At 71.1% G+C, this 15,908-nt stretch carries 16 protein-coding genes and 1 riboswitch; of the genes, 4 read left to right on the top strand and 12 right to left on the bottom strand.

Annotated elements, in window-relative coordinates:
* Nucleotides 1-187: 187 nt before the first annotated feature.
* Complete coding sequence (locus AC3EUV_RS31630; protein ID WP_435604427.1) at nt 188-1,579, bottom strand: NAD(P)/FAD-dependent oxidoreductase; 1,392 nt, start codon at nt 1,577-1,579, stop codon at nt 188-190.
* Between the two features lie 564 nt (nt 1,580-2,143).
* On the opposite strand from AC3EUV_RS31630, the gene AC3EUV_RS31625 reads away from it, so the two are divergent.
* The gene (locus AC3EUV_RS31625; RefSeq protein ID WP_432145576.1) at nt 2,144-2,416 is read left to right on the top strand and encodes a type II toxin-antitoxin system Phd/YefM family antitoxin; all 273 of its coding nucleotides are present in this window, start codon (nt 2,144-2,146) and stop codon (nt 2,414-2,416) included.
* Entirely contained in the window at nt 2,413-2,682 is a 270-nt protein-coding gene (locus tag AC3EUV_RS31620; protein ID WP_435604426.1) for a type II toxin-antitoxin system RelE family toxin, read from the top strand. The genes AC3EUV_RS31625 and AC3EUV_RS31620 overlap by 4 nt, the downstream gene beginning before the upstream one ends.
* A gap of 51 nt (nt 2,683-2,733) precedes the next feature.
* Here the strand turns inward: AC3EUV_RS31620 and AC3EUV_RS31615 are convergent, their stop codons facing one another.
* From AC3EUV_RS31615 to AC3EUV_RS31580, 8 genes are all read right to left on the bottom strand, one after another.
* On the bottom strand, nt 2,734-3,687 hold the full coding sequence (locus tag AC3EUV_RS31615; protein ID WP_432145578.1) for a Ppx/GppA phosphatase family protein: 954 nt from the start codon (nt 3,685-3,687) through the stop codon (nt 2,734-2,736).
* Nucleotides 3,684-4,244 carry a DUF501 domain-containing protein gene (locus AC3EUV_RS31610; RefSeq protein WP_432145579.1) on the bottom strand — a complete coding sequence of 187 codons (561 nt, stop codon included), beginning with the start codon at nt 4,242-4,244 and terminating at the stop codon, nt 3,684-3,686. Before AC3EUV_RS31610 ends, AC3EUV_RS31615 begins: the two co-directional genes overlap by 4 nt.
* Nucleotides 4,245-4,348: 104 nt before the next feature.
* Complete coding sequence (locus AC3EUV_RS31605; protein WP_432145580.1) at nt 4,349-4,801, bottom strand: FtsB family cell division protein; 453 nt, start codon at nt 4,799-4,801, stop codon at nt 4,349-4,351.
* A 157-nt stretch (nt 4,802-4,958) separates the two neighbouring features.
* Complete coding sequence (gene eno, locus AC3EUV_RS31600) at nt 4,959-6,245, bottom strand: phosphopyruvate hydratase (protein WP_244329666.1); 1,287 nt, start codon at nt 6,243-6,245, stop codon at nt 4,959-4,961.
* 335 nt (nt 6,246-6,580) lie between these two features.
* The gene (locus tag AC3EUV_RS31595; RefSeq protein WP_432145581.1) at nt 6,581-7,234 is read right to left on the bottom strand and encodes a transglycosylase family protein; all 654 of its coding nucleotides are present in this window, start codon (nt 7,232-7,234) and stop codon (nt 6,581-6,583) included.
* Between the two features lie 7 nt (nt 7,235-7,241).
* Nucleotides 7,242-7,410, bottom strand: a riboswitch (cyclic di-AMP (ydaO/yuaA leader).
* Between the two features lie 251 nt (nt 7,411-7,661).
* Nucleotides 7,662-8,765, bottom strand: coding sequence for a transglycosylase family protein (locus AC3EUV_RS31590; protein ID WP_435604425.1), 1,104 nt, complete (start codon nt 8,763-8,765; stop codon nt 7,662-7,664).
* A gap of 255 nt (nt 8,766-9,020) precedes the next feature.
* Complete coding sequence (locus AC3EUV_RS31585) at nt 9,021-10,340, bottom strand: cytochrome P450 family protein (protein ID WP_432145583.1); 1,320 nt, start codon at nt 10,338-10,340, stop codon at nt 9,021-9,023.
* A gap of 55 nt (nt 10,341-10,395) precedes the next feature.
* Complete coding sequence (locus AC3EUV_RS31580) at nt 10,396-11,271, bottom strand: LysR family transcriptional regulator (protein ID WP_435604424.1); 876 nt, start codon at nt 11,269-11,271, stop codon at nt 10,396-10,398.
* Between the two features lie 141 nt (nt 11,272-11,412).
* Here AC3EUV_RS31580 and AC3EUV_RS31575 point away from each other — a divergent pair, with 141 nt between their 5' ends.
* Nucleotides 11,413-12,705, top strand: coding sequence for an MFS transporter (locus tag AC3EUV_RS31575; RefSeq protein WP_435604423.1), 1,293 nt, complete (start codon nt 11,413-11,415; stop codon nt 12,703-12,705).
* A 59-nt stretch (nt 12,706-12,764) separates the two neighbouring features.
* On the opposite strand, the gene AC3EUV_RS31570 is transcribed toward AC3EUV_RS31575, so the two are convergent.
* Complete coding sequence (locus AC3EUV_RS31570; protein WP_435604422.1) at nt 12,765-13,784, bottom strand: nucleoside triphosphate pyrophosphohydrolase; 1,020 nt, start codon at nt 13,782-13,784, stop codon at nt 12,765-12,767.
* 187 nt (nt 13,785-13,971) lie between these two features.
* Complete coding sequence (locus tag AC3EUV_RS31565) at nt 13,972-14,610, bottom strand: SurA N-terminal domain-containing protein (protein WP_435604421.1); 639 nt, start codon at nt 14,608-14,610, stop codon at nt 13,972-13,974.
* A 186-nt stretch (nt 14,611-14,796) separates the two neighbouring features.
* Between AC3EUV_RS31565 and AC3EUV_RS31560 the strand changes: the two genes are divergently transcribed.
* On the top strand, nt 14,797-15,480 hold the full coding sequence (locus AC3EUV_RS31560; protein WP_435604420.1) for an HAD family hydrolase: 684 nt from the start codon (nt 14,797-14,799) through the stop codon (nt 15,478-15,480).
* Between the two features lie 28 nt (nt 15,481-15,508).
* On the opposite strand, the gene AC3EUV_RS31555 is transcribed toward AC3EUV_RS31560, so the two are convergent.
* Nucleotides 15,509-15,895, bottom strand: a complete 387-nt coding sequence (locus tag AC3EUV_RS31555; protein WP_435604419.1) for a DUF6415 family natural product biosynthesis protein — start codon at nt 15,893-15,895, stop codon at nt 15,509-15,511.
* Between the last annotated feature and the right edge of the window lie 13 nt (nt 15,896-15,908).

Genomic DNA, 15,908 nt, shown 5'->3' with positions numbered 1-15,908 from the left:
TCGGGCAAAGAAGCTTCACCCACCACGTAAACGCCAATGGGGCGCCCAGTTAGTCCCGTTCACACGTAAGAGAACCGCACACCGCCCGCTTTGCGCCAGGGTGGACACGCCTGCGGACACGCCAAAGGGCGCCCGCCCCACGGATGGCGGACGCCCTTCGGGCTGGTCGGAGTAACCGACCGGGAATTCAGGAAGCCTTGGCCTTGGTCTTGTCCCCGGCCTCGGCGGCGGTCGGCGGGGCCGGCGCCGGCTTGGCGGCCTCGTAGAACTCCTCGCGGGGGTTCTCCATGGCGCCGAGCGAGACGACCTCGCGCTTGAGGAACATGGCCAGCGTCCAGTCGGCGAAGACCCGGATCTTGCGGTTGAACGTCGGCATCGCCATGCCGTGGTACGCGCGGTGCATGTACCAGGCGAGACGGCCCTTGAGCTTGATCTTCATCTTGCCCATGACGATCATCGCGACGCCCTTGTGCAGGCCCAGACCGGCGACCGCACCCTTGTTGGCGTGGCTGTACTCCTTCTGCGGGAAGCCCCGCATGCCGGAGAGCACGTTGTCGCCGAGGATCTTGGCCTGCCGCAGCGCGTGCTGCGCGTTCGGCGGGCACCAGGCGTTCTCGTTGCCGTTCTTGCGCCCGACCAGGTCCGGGACCTGGGCGTTGTCGCCGGCGGCCCAGATGTAGTCGGTGCCCTGCACCTGGAGGGTGGTGCCGGTGTCGACGTGGCCGCGCGGGCCGAGCGGCAGACCGAAGCGGGACAGCGCCGGGTTCGGCTTGACGCCCGCGGTCCACACGATGGTGTTGGAGTCGACCTCGAGGCCGTTGTTGAGCTTCACGTGGCCGTCGACGCAGGAGTCCATGCCGGTCTTGAGGTAGACCTCGACACCGCGGCCCTCGAGGTGCTCCTTGCCGTAGGCGCCCAGCTTCGGGCCGACCTCGGGGAGGATCTTGTCGGCGACGTCGACCAGCAGGAAGCGCATGTCCTCGCGCTTCACGTTGTTGTAGTACTTCGCGGCGTCGCGGGCCATGTCCTCGACCTCACCGATGGTCTCCGCACCCGCGAAGCCACCGCCGACGAAGACGAAGGTCAGCGCCTTGCGGCGGACGTCCTCGTCGGTCGTGGAGTCGGCCTTGTCCAGCTGCTCCAGCACGTGGTTGCGCAGGCCGATGGCCTCTTCCACGCCCTTCATGCCGATGCCGCTCTCGGCCAGGCCGGGGATCGGGAAGGTACGGGAGACCGCGCCCATCGCGATGACCAGGTAGTCGAAGGGCAGTTCGTACGCCTCGCCGACCAGCGGGGCGATCGTGGCGACCTTGCGGTCCTGGTCGATGGTGGTGACCCGGCCGGTGAGGACCTCCGCCTTGGGCAGCACGCGTCGTAGCGGCACCACGACGTGGCGGGGGGAGATGCTGCCGGCAGCAGCTTCGGGGAGGAAGGGCTGGTACGTCATGTACGAGCGCGGGTCGACGACCGTGACGGTCGCCTCGCCGTACCGCATCTGCTTGAGGATGCGGCGTGCCGCGTACAGGCCTACGTACCCACCGCCTACAACGAGGATCCTGGGACGCTCCGTGGTGCTCATGCAATCGAGTATCCACCCCCACATGGGGGGTCGCTCGTGAGCCCCTTCACAAGCACCGGAGGGGCATCTGCTACACTCCGCCGGCTTCGTGACCGATGCCATAGTCCAAAGCGGAACCACTGTAGGACGCAAGGCGTTGGAGACCCCTGTTGATCAGGCGTTGTTCCGCTGCCACGGCCCGTCGAGCGACTGGACCACCGCCTCCGCGAGCGCGCCGCCGCGATCTGCGGAACCGCGCATTCTCCGGGTCCAGGGGTCCTAGGACCTTCGAATGAGGGCCACACGCTGAGATTGTTCGTCCAACGACAGGCTTTTTCATGTGAAGGATTTCACGAACTTTCTTCCCGGAGCCCTCCGCGAGACCCTCGAAAGGCCCCTGAAGGCCGCTCATCCGGCCGGCCCGGCCCGCTCAAAAAGCCGGACGGCAGAGGCCGTTGCCGACCTCTGCCGCACCGTGCCCACCTCAGCCGGCGAGGCTCCAGGCGATGCGTCGGGCGCCGCCTCCAAAGCGTCACTCACTCCCGAGCCCGTGCATGTGTACACAATCGTGCGTACACTTTCTTCATGGCCGAGAGCACTGTGACTGTACGGGAAGCCCGCGCACACCTGGCGGACCACATCAATCGTGCCGAGGAGGGCACACCTACGGTGATCACCCGCAACGGCGAGCCCGTCGCGGCCGTGGTGCCGATCGCGGACTTCAACGCACTGGAGGAAGCAGCCGACGTGTTGCTGGCCCGGGAGGCGGAAGCGGTCCTGGCCCAGGACGGCCCGACGGTGTCTATGGCTGAGCTGCTGGCAGACCTGTTCACCGATCGCACTGACGACGCGGCGTGAAGTACGCGTTCCGGTTCACTACGGCGGCACAGCGGCAACTTCGAGCCATCGACCGGCCTGCCGCCATGCGCATCCTGGCCGCGCTGACCGCGCTCGGCGACGATCCGTACCCTGAGGACGCCGACATCAAGAAACTCACCGGCCCGTCTGGCCTTTATCGGCTCCGGGTCGGCAGCTACCGGGTCGCCTATCAGGTCGAAGACGGCGAGCTCATCATCCTCGTCGTCAAGATCGGCGACCGGCGCGACGTCTACCGCAACATCTGAGAGCAGGCAGCCCGAAGCCCTGAGACTCCGGGTCGCCTCACAGCTAGAGGGTCACTCGTCGTCGAGTGCGGCGTGCCAGGCGATGCCGTCCAGGATGTCGTGCTCGCTGACGACGACCTCCGCGGCGCCGGTCCGCTCCATGATCGACAGCAGCACGAGCGCGCCCGCGGCGATCACATCGACCCGGCCCGGGTGCATGACGGGGATGGCCGCGCGCTCGGCGTGGGTGGAGGACATCAGCCGGTCGGTGATCTCGCGGACCTTCGCCAGGGAGATCCGGGAGTGGTGAATGGCCTCGGACTCGTACCGGTCGAGGCCCAGCGCGATCGCGGCGACCGTGGTCACCGAGCCGGCCAGGCCCACCAGGGTGGCCGCCTCGCGCAGCGGGACGGTCTCCTCGGCCCGGTCCAGCGCCGTGGCGACATCGGCCTTTATCGCGGCGATCTGGCCTTGGCTCGGCGGGTCGCTGATCTCGCCCTCGTGCACCAGATGCCGCTCGGTCATCCGTACGCAGCCGACGTCGACCGAGCGGGCGGCGCGGACCGAGTCCGTGCCGAGGACGAACTCGGTCGAGCCGCCGCCGATGTCGACCACCAGGAACGGCCTTTCCAGGTCGGCGCGGCCGGTCAGCTCCTTGGTGGCGCCGTTGAAGGAGAACTCGGCCTCCTGGTCGCCGGTGATCACCTCGGGCTCCACGCCCAGGATGTCCACCACGCCGCGGACGAAGTCGTCGCGGTTCTCCGCGTCCCGGGAGGCGGAGGTCGCCACGAAGCGGACCTGTTCGGCGCCCAGGCCCTTGATCACCGCGGCGTACTCCCGGCAGGCCGCGAAGGTGCGCTCCAGCGCCTCGGGCGCCAGCCGCCCGGTGCGGTCCACGCCCTGGCCCAGCCGGACGATCTGCATCCGGCGGTCGAGGTCCTTCAGCTCGCCGGTCGCCGGGTCGGCGTCCGCGACCAGCAGCCGGATGGAGTTCGTACCGCAGTCGATGGCGGCGACCCGCTTCACGTGGCGTCTCCTTCGGCGGCGTCCCGGTCTCCGGCGGTCTCCTGGCACGGGGTCACACACGGCCCCTTCTTCCACCACTCCGGCAGCATGGCCAGGGCCTCGTCACCGAGCGGGTTGACGCCCGGCCCGGCCGCCAGCGAATGGCCGACGAGGACGTGCAGGCACTTGACCCGGTCGGGCATACCGCCGGCGCTCGGGAAGCCCGCCAGCACCTCGATGGCGTCCCGCCGCCGGATGTAGTCCTCGTGGGCGGCGCGGTAGGCGGCGGCGAGCTCCGGGTCGGCCGCCAGCCGCTCGGACATCTCCTTCATCACGCCGTTGGCCTCCAGCGTGCCGATCGCGGAGGCCGCGCGCGGGCAGGTGAGGTAGTAGAGCGTGGGGAAGGGCGTGCCGTCCTCCAGGCGCGGCGCCGTCTCGACGACATCCGGCTGGCCGCAGGGGCAGCGGTGCGCGATGGCGCGCAGCCCGCGCGGCGGGCGGCCGAGCTGCTCCTTGAAGGCGGCGATGTCCGCGGCGGTGGGCTCGGTGGGCTCGGTCTGGGGCGGGGGGGTGTCCATGTGCGCTTTCGGTGAGGTGAGTGGTGTGGAGGGGGCGGTGCGGCGGGGCGGGCCGTCCGCTGTCGACAGTACGGGCTGCCGCCCGCCGGCGGTACGGGCCGGCGTCACCGCTTGTCGGCGGCGTCGGCGGCGTCCCACAGATTCTCGTACCAGGGACGCTGCGCCGCCCGCGCCCCCTTGGGTGCGGGGCCGGTGCCGGAGCCGTCCGGGACGATGTATCCGGCCTCGCCCGGCATGACGTAGTGCAGATGCAGGCGGGCCTGCTGGCGTACGAACGCGGGGTCCTGCCAGCGGGCCTTCTGCTCCCGCAGCCGTTCCAGCGCCGCCCCGGCGTCCTGGGCCTTGCGGCGCTGCTCGGCGATGTCGGAGCGCTGGGAGACGTACTGCCTTATGGGATACGCGAGCGCGACGACCAGGGAGCACATCACCAACGCCAGCAGGGCGGCACGGCCGGTGAGGCGGTTGCGGCGGGGCGGGCGGGCGCGGTAGACGCGGGCGGCGGCCTGCTCGCCGAGCGCCTTGAGTCGGGTCGCGGTCGAGAACCGGTCCGCGGGCACGTCGTCTCTCCTTCACTGACGGACGCCTGACTGCTTGAAGCAGGTACGCCCCCGGCAACGGTACGGGACCGTCGCCGGGGACGTACGGGGCGCGGGGCGATTTCCTCGCCCGTTCAGCCCCTGCTGCCCTGTCCGGCCTGGCAGCGGGCCGCCTGCGTCAGCTGCCGTGACGGAAGCGCGGGAAGGCGGAGCGGCCGGCGTAGACCGCGGCGTCGTCGAGGATCTCCTCGATGCGCAGCAGCTGGTTGTACTTGGCGACGCGCTCGGAGCGGGCCGGGGCGCCGGTCTTGATCTGGCCGCAGTTGGTGGCGACGGCGAGGTCGGCGATGGTGACATCCTCGGTCTCACCGGAGCGGTGCGACATCATGCACTTGAAGCCGTTGCGCTGGGCCAGCTCGACGGCGTCCAGGGTCTCGGTCAGCGAGCCGATCTGGTTGACCTTCACCAGCAGCGCGTTGGCGGAGCCCTCCTCGATGCCGCGGGCGAGGCGCTCGGGGTTGGTGACGAACAGGTCGTCGCCGACGAGCTGGACCTTGGCGCCGAGCTTGTCGGTGATGACCTTCCAGCCGGCCCAGTCGTCCTCGAACAGCGGGTCCTCGATGGAGACCAGCGGGTAGGCCGCCACCAGCTCCTCGTAGTACTCGGTCATCTCGGCGGCCGAGCGGTCCTTACCCTCGAACTGGTACTTGCCGTCCTTGTAGAACTCGGAGGCGGCGACGTCCAGCGCGAGCGCGATGTCCTGGCCGGGGGCGTAACCGGCCTGCTTGATCGCCTCCAGGATGAGGTCGAGGGCCTCACGGTTGGAGCCCAGGTTCGGGGCGAAGCCACCCTCGTCACCGAGACCGGTGGACAGGCCGCGCTCCTTCAGGACCTTCTTGAGGGTGTGGTAGACCTCGGTGCCCCAGCGCAGCGCCTCGGAGAAGGACTCCGCGCCGATCGGGGCGATCATGAACTCCTGGATGTCCACGTTGGAGTCGGCGTGCGACCCACCGTTGAGGATGTTCATCATCGGGACGGGCAGGACGTGCGCGTTCGGGCCGCCGAGGTAGCGGAACAGCGGGAGGTCGCTGGCCTCGGAGGCGGCGTGCGCGACGGCGAGGGAGACGCCGAGGATGGCGTTGGCGCCGAGCGAGCCCTTGTTGTCGGTGGCGTCCAGGTCGAACATCGCCTGGTCGATCAGCCGCTGCTCGGTCGCGTCGTAGCCGACGAGCTCCGGGCCGATCTGCTCGATGACGGCCAGCACGGCCTTCTCGACGCCCTTGCCGAGGTAGCGGTTCGGGTCGCCGTCACGGAGCTCGATGGCCTCGAAGGCTCCGGTGGAGGCGCCGGACGGGACGGCGGCACGGCCGGTGCTGCCGTCGTCGAGGCCGACCTCGACCTCGACCGTGGGATTACCTCGCGAGTCGAGAATTTCGCGGGCTACGACGACGTCGATCGACGGCACGTTGTCTCCTTCGTGGGTGTCTGGCGTTCTGCGCACGAGCCTAACGGCCCCGGGCTCGTCCGCCTGCCCTTGGCCCGCTCCGTGGGACGGAACGCCCCCGAAATCCTGCCCAAAGGCCCAGTTCCCGGGACGTTCGGCACATTGTTCGCCGAACGGGGAAAGTCGCGGAACAGCGCCGGTCAGCGGCCTGCCGCCGGCCGGGCGCCTCGGATGCGGCCCGGGACATGAGAAGCCCCGCCACGGCGCGCTGGGGGAAGGGCGCGCCCTGACGGGGCGGTCTCACGGAGGAAGGGGGCCCGCCGCTCGGGCCCTCAGGAGCCCCGGTGAGCTGTGGCTCAGACGTTGAGCTGCTGGCCCGGGATGATCAGGTTCGGGTTGCCGCCGATGACCGACTTGTTGGCCTTGTAGACGGACTTCCAGTCGGTGCCGTGGGCCTTGGCGATCTTGGCGAGGGTGTCGCCCGCCTTGACGGTGTAGTTGCCGTGGCCGGTGGACTTGCGCTCGGTGGAGCGCGAGGCACGGTCCTGGGACGGGGCCTTCTTGACCTCCGGCTTGGCGGACTCCTGCTTCGGCGCGGACTTGGTCTGCGCGGAGGTGCCGAGGTCGGGGGCCGGGCCGCCGGCGGTCAGGTTGCCCGCACCGGCGCAGGACCAGGCGCCCGGGCCCTGGATGGCGAGGAGCTTCTCGGCGGCCTGGATCTGCTGGGCCTTGGTGGCCAGGTCGGCGCGCGGCGCGAACTTGGTGCCACCGGCGGCGGCCCAGCTGGAGTTGGAGAACTGGAGGCCACCGTAGTAGCCGTTACCGGTGTTGATCGACCAGTTGCCGCCGGACTCGCACTGGGCGACCTTGTCCCAGGTGGCGACGGAGGCGGCGGAGGCGGAGGTGGCGCCCATCATCGGGACGGCCACGGCGGCACCGGCGACACCGGCGAGGGTGGCGACGCGGACTGCCTTGGAGGGACGACGGTGCTTGCCCTTGAAGATCAGCATGGTTCGTTCGTTTCCTCACCGACGCCTACGAGGTGAGCTGTCGGGTTCGGGCTGATGAGTCGCCCGGCCGGCGCGCACGCGCACCTGGCTTCACCCCAAGCCGGTTGACCCGTTTTCACGGGCGGGGCCGGCACTTACCTTGGGTCCCCCGCTCCTGCCTTCGGCGCTTGCGCGTCAAGTGCCTTCGACCACCGGCAGGATTCGGCGTGTGATCGAGGGGCTCGCTTTGGCGAGCGATCCTGACGTTAAGCAGTAATGCCCCTGGGGTTCAAACCCCCTCATCTGAACCAAGTTGACCGCTTTTGATCACGGGTTGGTTACATATCCGCAGGTGAGGCCCGGTATGCCGGTGTTGAGCACACCGGACCCCACAGGAGTCAACGAGACCCTTGTCTCACTTTCCCAAAAGAGGGCGAAGGGGGCCGAACTACCCTGCGTTCCGCCCGAGATCGAGCTGCTGACCGGGCTGGATCAGGTCCGCGTCGGACCCGATGACGCCCTCGTTGCGGTCGTAGAGCGCGGACCAGCCGCCGGACAGCCGGTGGGCCGTGGCGATGGCTGACAGGCTGTCACCCGGGCGCACCGTGTAGTCGCCGTCGGCCGCCGGGCCCGTACGGTGCGCGTCGTCGCCGCGCGAGGCGTGCCGGCCGCCGGACCTGCCGTCGCCGCTGCCCTTGGCGTCCTCGTCGCCCGCCTCGCCGCGGTGCTTGCCCTTGGCGGGCTTGTGCGGCGTGCCGGCGCTGTCCGTACGGCTGCCGTCCCCGGACGGGTCCGTGGAGGGGCTGCCGGACGGGTCGTCGTCGGACGGGGCATCGCCGGACGGGTCGGCGGACTGCGACGGGTCGTCGCCCTGGCCGTCGCCCTGGTCGCCGTCCCGGTCGCCGGGCGTCGCCGGGTCGGACGGCTCCGGGCTCGTGGACGCGTCGCCGGGCTCGCCGGAGTCGGAGGCGTCGGGCGAGGGCGTCGCGTCGGACGGCCGCCGGTCCGACCGGTCGCCGTCCTCGTCGCGCGGCCCGTGGTCCTTCCCGGCGGAGTCCCCGTCGTCGTGGGAGCGGGACGAACCGGGGGTGTCCCAGGGGTCGAGGCCGCCCCGGGAGTCCGACGGGTCGGGCGCGGGGGTGCTGGTGCTGCCGGGGTCGACCTCCGGGGCCTCGCCGTCGCCGGTCAGCCCCGCGTTCACCGCACAGCTCGGCCAGGCGTCCGGCCCGCGGTCGTCGAGGATCGACTGGGCCACGGCGATCTGCTGGGAGCGGCTGGCGTAGTCGGGTCGCGAGGCGTAGGCCGAGCCGCCGTAGCTGTCCCACATCTCCTGGGTCAGCTGGAGGCCGCCGTAGTAGCCGTTGCCCGAGGCGGCGCTCCACACTCCAGCGCTCTCGCACTGGGCGACCTTGTCCCAGGTCGCGGTGTCGGCGGCGTGTGCGCCGCTCGCCCCGAGGAGGGGGAGGGCGAAGGCGGAGCCGGTCACGCCCGCCGTGACAAAGATGGCCGGTGCCTGACGGGGGCGACGATGTCGGCCGTTCCCGGAACGCATGCGGATGCCTTTCGCGCGGCGGTTGAGTTGTTCGACGAGCTCTTCGAGCTGCTCGACGGGGCCTCCGGCCGGCCGACGCACGCGAGCGGCACCGTTACACCGGTCCCCCACATCACCGCTTCGACCGATCGAGTGAAGCCTGTCGATCGTCCGGTCGAAAGGTAGCCGGGGTCACGGGTAGTCACAAGTCGGTGTATCGGAGATCACGTAATGGTCACGCGGTTGACTCTGTGTCACATATGGCCTTGTTGCTGGTCAGGGCCGATCCGGAGTGAACTCCACCGGAAGTGAACGCAGTCCGCGCATGATGAGTCCGCCGCGCCAGCGCAAATCATCCGGTTCCGCCGCAAGCCGGATGTCCGGGAGCCGGGTCAGCAGGGTCGCCAGCGCGGTCTGTCCTTCGAGCCGGGCGAGCGGCGCCCCCAGGCAGTAGTGGATGCCGTGCCCGTATCCCAGATGCTGGTTGTCACGCCGGGTCAGATCGAGCACATCCGGCTCGTCGAAGCGCGCCGGGTCCCGGTCGGCGGCGGCCAGCACCACCAGGACCGGGTCCCCCTCGGCGATCCGCTGCCCCGCGAGCGTCAGCTCCTGGGTCGCGAACCGCCAGGTGGCCAGCTCCACAGGGCCGTCGTAACGGAGCAGTTCCTCGATGCCGGTGGCGAGCAGCTCGGTGTCGCCCGCCGCGATCGACTTCTGGAGCAGCTCCCGCTGGGCGGGGTGGCGCAGCAGCGCGTAGAGGCCGTTGCCGATGAGGTTGACGGTGGTCTCGAAGCCCGCGAAGAGCAGGATGAAGGCCATCGCGGCGGCCTCGTTCTCGGTCAGCTGCTCGCCGTGGTCGGAGGCCCTGATCAGGGCGGAGATCAGATCCTCGTCCGCCTCGGCGGTGTCGCCCAGCGACGCGCGCTTGCGGTGGATCAGCTCGGCGAGATAGCCGCGCATCTTCTTCACGGAGCGGGCGACGCCGCCGCGCGGCCCGCCACCGTGTCGGATCATCATGCCCGCCCAGTCCCGGAAGTCGTCCTGGTCCTCGCGCGGCACCCCCAGCAGATCGCAGATCGCGTAGATGGGCAGCGGGAACGCGAACTCATGGATCAGATCGGCCTCCCCCGCGCCGCCCGGCTTGGCGATCATGGCGTCGATAAGCTGGTCGGTCAGCTCCTGGACCCGCGGGGCGAAGGCGGCGACCCGGCGCGGGGTGAACGCCTTCGAGACCAGCCGGCGCAGCCGGGTGTGGTCCGGGGGGTCGATATTGAGCAGATGCGTCATCAGGTTGGCGCTGCGCTCCCCCGGGATGCCGACCTTGCCCTTGCCGTGCGCGGCCTCGCTGTGGTGGACCGGGTTCTTGGACAGCCGGGCGTCGGCGAGCGCCTGCCGCGCCTCCGTGTACCGCGTCACCAGCCACGCCTCGACACCGCTGGGCAGCTCGGTCCGGTGCACCGGCGCATGCTCGCGCAGCCAGGCGTACGCGGGGTACGGGTCGGAGGCGAACTCCCAGGTGAACAGGGCAGGGGCGGGCCCGGCGGCGGGGCAGCCCGCCGGGGCGCCGGCGGCGGGGGTGTGGGGCTTGTCGTGCACCTTCCGACCGTAACCGCTGGGCGCACAACGGCGCGCCCGCGCACCGGGCGGGGGCCTACGCCACCTCCACCCCCAGCCCGGTCAAGAAGGCCACCGCCGCCGGAGACGGGCCGAGGCCGCTCCACACCACCCGCTCGGTCCGCTCGGGCGCCGGGCGCACCCGCACGGTGTGCAGCCCGGCCAGCTCGGAGGCGATGGCCTCCGGGACCATGCCGACACCCAAGCCCGCCCGCACCAGCTTCGCCAGGAACTCGACCGTGGTCACCTCGAACGCCACCTCCGAGGTCAGCCCCGCCGCACGGAACGCGTCATCGCGCTGCCGGCGGGCCGCCGACCCCGCCGTGAAGTCGACGAAGGTCTCCCGCGCCATCCGCGACAGCGTGGTCCACTCCCGCCCCGCCAGCGGATGCCCTGGCGGCACGACGGCGACCAGCTCGCCGCGCGCCAGCTCCATCTCCCGTACGCCGACGGTGCGGGCCGCGGGCACCAGCCCGACGAACGCGACGTCCAGCATGCCCTGCCGCACCTGCTCGATCAGCTCGTCGCTCATATCGGTCTGGAGACTGATCCGCACCTGCGGGCACCGCGTCCGGAAGGCCCCCAGCTCACGGGCGAGATCCACGGCCGCGACGGTGGTGATCGCGCCGACCGCGAGCCGGCCGCGCACCTCCCCGGTCGCCGCCGCCACCTCGGCGCGGGCCCGTTCGGCCGCCTCCAGCGCCTGCCGGGCGACCGGAACGAAAGCCTCCCCGGCGGCGGTCAGCCGGACACTGCGGCTGGTCCGGTCGAAGAGCCGGGCGCCGAGCTCCTTCTCCAGCCGGGCGATCTGATGGCTGAGCGCGGACTGCACCACATGACAGCGCTCGGCGGCCCGGGTGAACCCACCGGTCTCGGCGACCGCGACCACATACCGCATCTGCTGAAGCTCCATACCCACCGACCCTAAAGCCCATCGATCTGAATCCACGATCGATGCGATGACAACAATGTGTTGGACTCATGGATCGCCCCGCCCCAGGCTGGAACCTGCCCGCCGCCGCGGTGGCCGTGGGCGCACCGAGGAGGTCAGGTCATGGAGACCGAGCACATACCGGAGCCGGCTGCCGGGGACGCCCCCGTGCCTCGGCCGGGCCTGGGCCGCGGCACCCTGCTGCTGATGTCGGTCGCCGCCGGACTCTCCGTCGCCGGCAACTACTTCGCCCAGCCGCTGCTGGACGTCATCGGCCGCGATCTGCACCTGTCCGCGTCCACCGCCGCGCTGGTCGTCACCGTCGCCCAGGTCGGCTACGGACTCGGCCTGCTGCTGCTCGTCCCGCTCGGCGATCTGCTGGAGCGGCGCCGGCTGGCCGTCACCCTGACCGCGGCGACCGCGGTCTTCCTCACCGTCACGGCGAGCGCGCCGAACGGCGCCCTCCTGCTCACCGGCACCGCCCTGACCGGCCTCGCCTCGGTCGCCGCCCAGGTCGTGGTGCCGTACGCGGCGACCCTCGCGGCGCCCGCCGAACGCGGCCGGACCGTCGGCACCGTCATGACCGGGCTGCTGCTCGGCATCCTGCTGGCCCGTACGGCCGCCGGGCTCCTCGCCGAGCTGGGCGGCTGGCGCACCGTCTACTGGGTCAACGCGGCGCTGATGCTGCTGATGGCGGTGCTGCTGCGGCTCCGGCTGCCGGCCCTGCGCACCACCGTCGGGCTGCGCTATCCGGCGCTGCTGCGCTCCACGCTGGCGCTGTTCCGCCAGGAGCCGGTGCTGCGGTGGCGGGGCGCGCTGGGCGCCCTGACCTTCGCGGGCTTCAGCGTGCTGTGGACGGCGCTGGCGTTCCTGATGTCCGGGCCCTCCTACGGCTGGCAGGAGTCGGCCATCGGGCTGCTGGGACTGGTCGGCGCGGCCGGCTCGCTGTCCGCCTCGGTGGCCGGGCGGCTGGCGGACCGCGGCCTGGCACACCGGGTCACCGGCGCGGCGGCGTTCCTGCTGCTGGGTTCATGGGGCCTGCTGGCCCTCGGCGGAGCGGGCGGCGCCTGGTCACTGGCCGCGCTGCTCGCCGGGGTGATCGTCCTGGACCTGTCCGCGCAGGCGGTCCACATCAGCAACCAGAACCTGGTCTACGCGGTGCGCCCCGAGTCCCGTAACCGCCTCAACTCCGCCTACATGACCAGCTACTTCGTGGGCGGCGCGGTGGGCTCCGCACTGACCTCGGCGGTCTGGGCCGCCGCGGGCTGGCCGGGGGTCTGCGTGCTGGGCGCGGCACTGGCCGCCGTGGTCGTGGCGCTGTGGGCGCTGGAGCGCATGCGACGGCGGGCGGCCGGCGGGGGCCGGAAGGGGACGGTCACCGCAGCCGACGCGCCTGCGCCGTCGCTCACGCGGTGACCGGAGGGCGCCCGCTCACCCGGCGCGCGCCCTCCGTATTAATGGGCACCTGCCACCGCCTAGTTGGCAGCGCCCTCGGCGGCCACCACCGCGTCGCGGTAGGTCCGCGCCGCCGCGCGCAGGGCGGCCTCCGGGTCGACGCCCTCCGCCTCCGCCCGCACGGCGAGCGCCAGCAGTTCGTAGCCGATGCCCTCCCCGGCCGGCGGCGCGACCTCGATGCCCGCCGTCCGCACCCGCGACGCCAGCTTCGCCGCGAGCGCCAGCCCCGGCTGCGCCAGCGGAATCCCCTCGGTCACCGACTCCCGCTGCTTCTCCTCCGCCTTCTTCCGCAGCCAGTGCGCCTTGACGTCCTCCGGGGTGGCCGCGTCCTCCTCCCCGAAGACATGGGGGTGGCGGTGCAGCAGCTTCTCCACGATCGTGCCCGCCACGTCGTCGATGGAGAACGGCTCGTCCGGATCGTCCTGCGCGATCCGGGCATGGAAGACGACCTGGAGGAGCACATCGCCGAGCTCTTCCCTCAGCTCCGCGCGGTCGCCCTCCTCGATGGCCTCGACCAGCTCATACGCCTCCTCGATGCCGTACTTGGCAAGATCGCGGTGCGTACGGACGCTGCTCCAGGGGCACTCGGCGCGGATCTGGTCCATGACCTGGACGAGATCGAGCAGCCGGGCACCGGGCAGGTCGTAGGAGCCGGGCAGCAGCTCCAGATCCGGCATGGTCTCCCGGCCGGAACCGGCCAGCCGTGCCAGGCCGTCGGTCAGCGCGCTCTCGCCGTCCGCCGAGGTCAGCACGACGGCCGTACGGGCTTCCGGCACGCAGTAGTCGACCAGTTCACGGGCGGCGGGCGCGGCGGTCTCCACCTCGATACCGGCCTCCCGCAGATAGGGCAGCTGCGGATGGTCCGGATCGGCGCTCACCACACGGTCGGCGGCCCGCAATATCTGCCAGGCGGGCCAGGACAGGAGCCCGGGGGCGACCCGGTGGCTGGTGGTGAGCAGAACCAGGCGTCCGGTACCGGTGCCCTCGGGGCGGGCATCGGCGCCGGTGCCGGCGGCGGAGGCGGAGGCGTCAGCGTTCACGTCTCGAACGTAACGCACGGCACTGACACCGATGGGTGGCGGTGGGTGGCCGGGGCTGGCGGGGGCCGGCGGCGGCCGGCGGTCGGCGAGTGGGCTCCGGCCCCAAGCCCGGCCGCCGCCTGACGGCCAGCGCCTGACCGCTTCCACCTGACCGCTTCCGGCCGCCGACCGTGCCGCGTGCGCCCGCTCAGGCCTGCTGCTTCGCGGGCTCCCGGGTGATCCACGGGTCCTTGGTCTCCCCGAGGATCACCTGCTGGTCGTCCCACTTGCCGAACCGCGGATTGACGTCGATCCCCATGGACCGGGAGGTCTTGGCCAGCGCGCGGGCGAGCTTCTGCTGGCCCTGCGGCGCGCGGCGGTCCGCGTGCAGATGCTCGGCGACACCGTCGAGCAGCAGCTGATTGCGGACCATGGCGTCGATCTCATCCGGAGCGACACCCTGCTGAAGCCACATCGCCTTCAGCCGCTCGGCACTGCCGGCCTGCTTCTCGGCCCGGCCCCGCCACTTCTGGATGTCCCCGCGGCTGACCGTCACCCCGGCGTCCCGCGCACCGCGCGCCAGCACCTCGTCGAAGATCATGCCGTTGAGAGTGGCCAGGCTCAGCCGCCCGGTGCTCATGATGAGCTGCCCGCCCTGCGGGGACTTGGCCTGCGCGGCACGCACGTCCTTCACCTTCGCCTGAAGCTGCGAGACGGTGATCCGCTTCCCGTCCACGATGGCCGCGGCACCGGGATGGGCGTCGTTGCCGCACGCGGCCAGCAACGGGGCCGCGGTCAGCAGGGCGGCGGCGGTGGATACGGAGAGCGCTGTCCTTCGGCGGAACACATGGCCTCCCGGCAGATCGTGCGACGGAGTCTCGACCTTGATTGATCGATGCTATGGAGTCGGCGTGGCCCAGGCCACTGCTTCGGCCAACGATCTGGGGTGGGGTCGGTTTCTGCTGCGGTGTCCCTTCTCGTTGCCGTCACCGTCGGCAGCTACTCCGTTTCCGGCGGCCGTAGGGTTGGCAGCATGATCGAAGCGGTGGTTTTTGACGTCGGTGAGACTCTGACCAGCGACAATCGATACTGGGCAGCGTGGGCGGACTGGCTCGATGTCCCGCGTCATACCCTGTCCGCCCTGGTCGGCGCCGTGGTTGCCCAGGGGCGGGACAACGCCGACGCCGTGCGCCTGCTCAAGCCCGGCATCGACCTGGCCGCGGCGTACGCCGCGCGGGAGGAAGCGGGGCGCGGGGAGACCCTCGACGAGAGCGACCTGTACCCCGACGTGCGGCCGGCGCTCGCTTCCTTGCGCGCGGCCGGCTTTCGGGTCCTTGTCGCCGGGAATCAGACCGTTCGCGCGGGCGAGTTGCTGCGGGGACTGAATCTGCCGGTCGATGCCCTCGCCACGTCGGGCGACTGGGGCGTCGCCAAACCGACACCGGAATTCTTCACACGGGTGATCGCGCTCGCCGGTACCGCCCCCGACCGCATCGTGTACGTCGGGGACCACCCGGCCAACGACATCGCACCGGCCGCCGCCGGCCTCCGGACCGCACATCTGCGGCGCGGCCCCTGGGGACACCTCTGGGTTGACACCCCTGAAGCCGCAGCAGCGGACTGGCACATCGAGGGGCTTGGTGACCTGCTGCCGCTGGTGTCCGGGCACCGGACACTTACGCATCATGCAGCCCGCAGCCGAACCGGCCGCAGGTGACTCGGGCCTGGGGCGCTGCTCCCCAGGGTCACTGCTGCCGCGCCTCGCGCTCGTCGAGGAGCCACTGGCAGTCCCGAGCCAACTGGTTGACTTGCACATGAGCAGAGACGACGCCTTCACCGAGGCCTTGCCTGACCTGGAAGCGGACGCCGCTCAACCGGCCCGCTCCGCGAGACCATCCGACACTTCCGCGCCAGAGCCGGTCATAAGCGGCCTGGACTTCAGGGAGCAACACCTCGATGTGCCCACGCAGCAGCGCCTCCAACTCGACGAGTTCGTCGAGTTCCGGCGACTCCCGGCGCAGGGTCTGCGCCCGAGCGATGGATGCCCGGATCGTCGCCACATCGATGGGCTGCTGCCCTGTCACCCCGACCACAGCCTCACCCGACCGAACTTGCTCACTCTCGGTATTCATGCCGTGACAGTAG

The organism is Streptomyces sp. bgisy130 (genome assembly GCF_057708345.1).
This window is presented reverse-complemented; position numbering and strand designations above follow the sequence as displayed.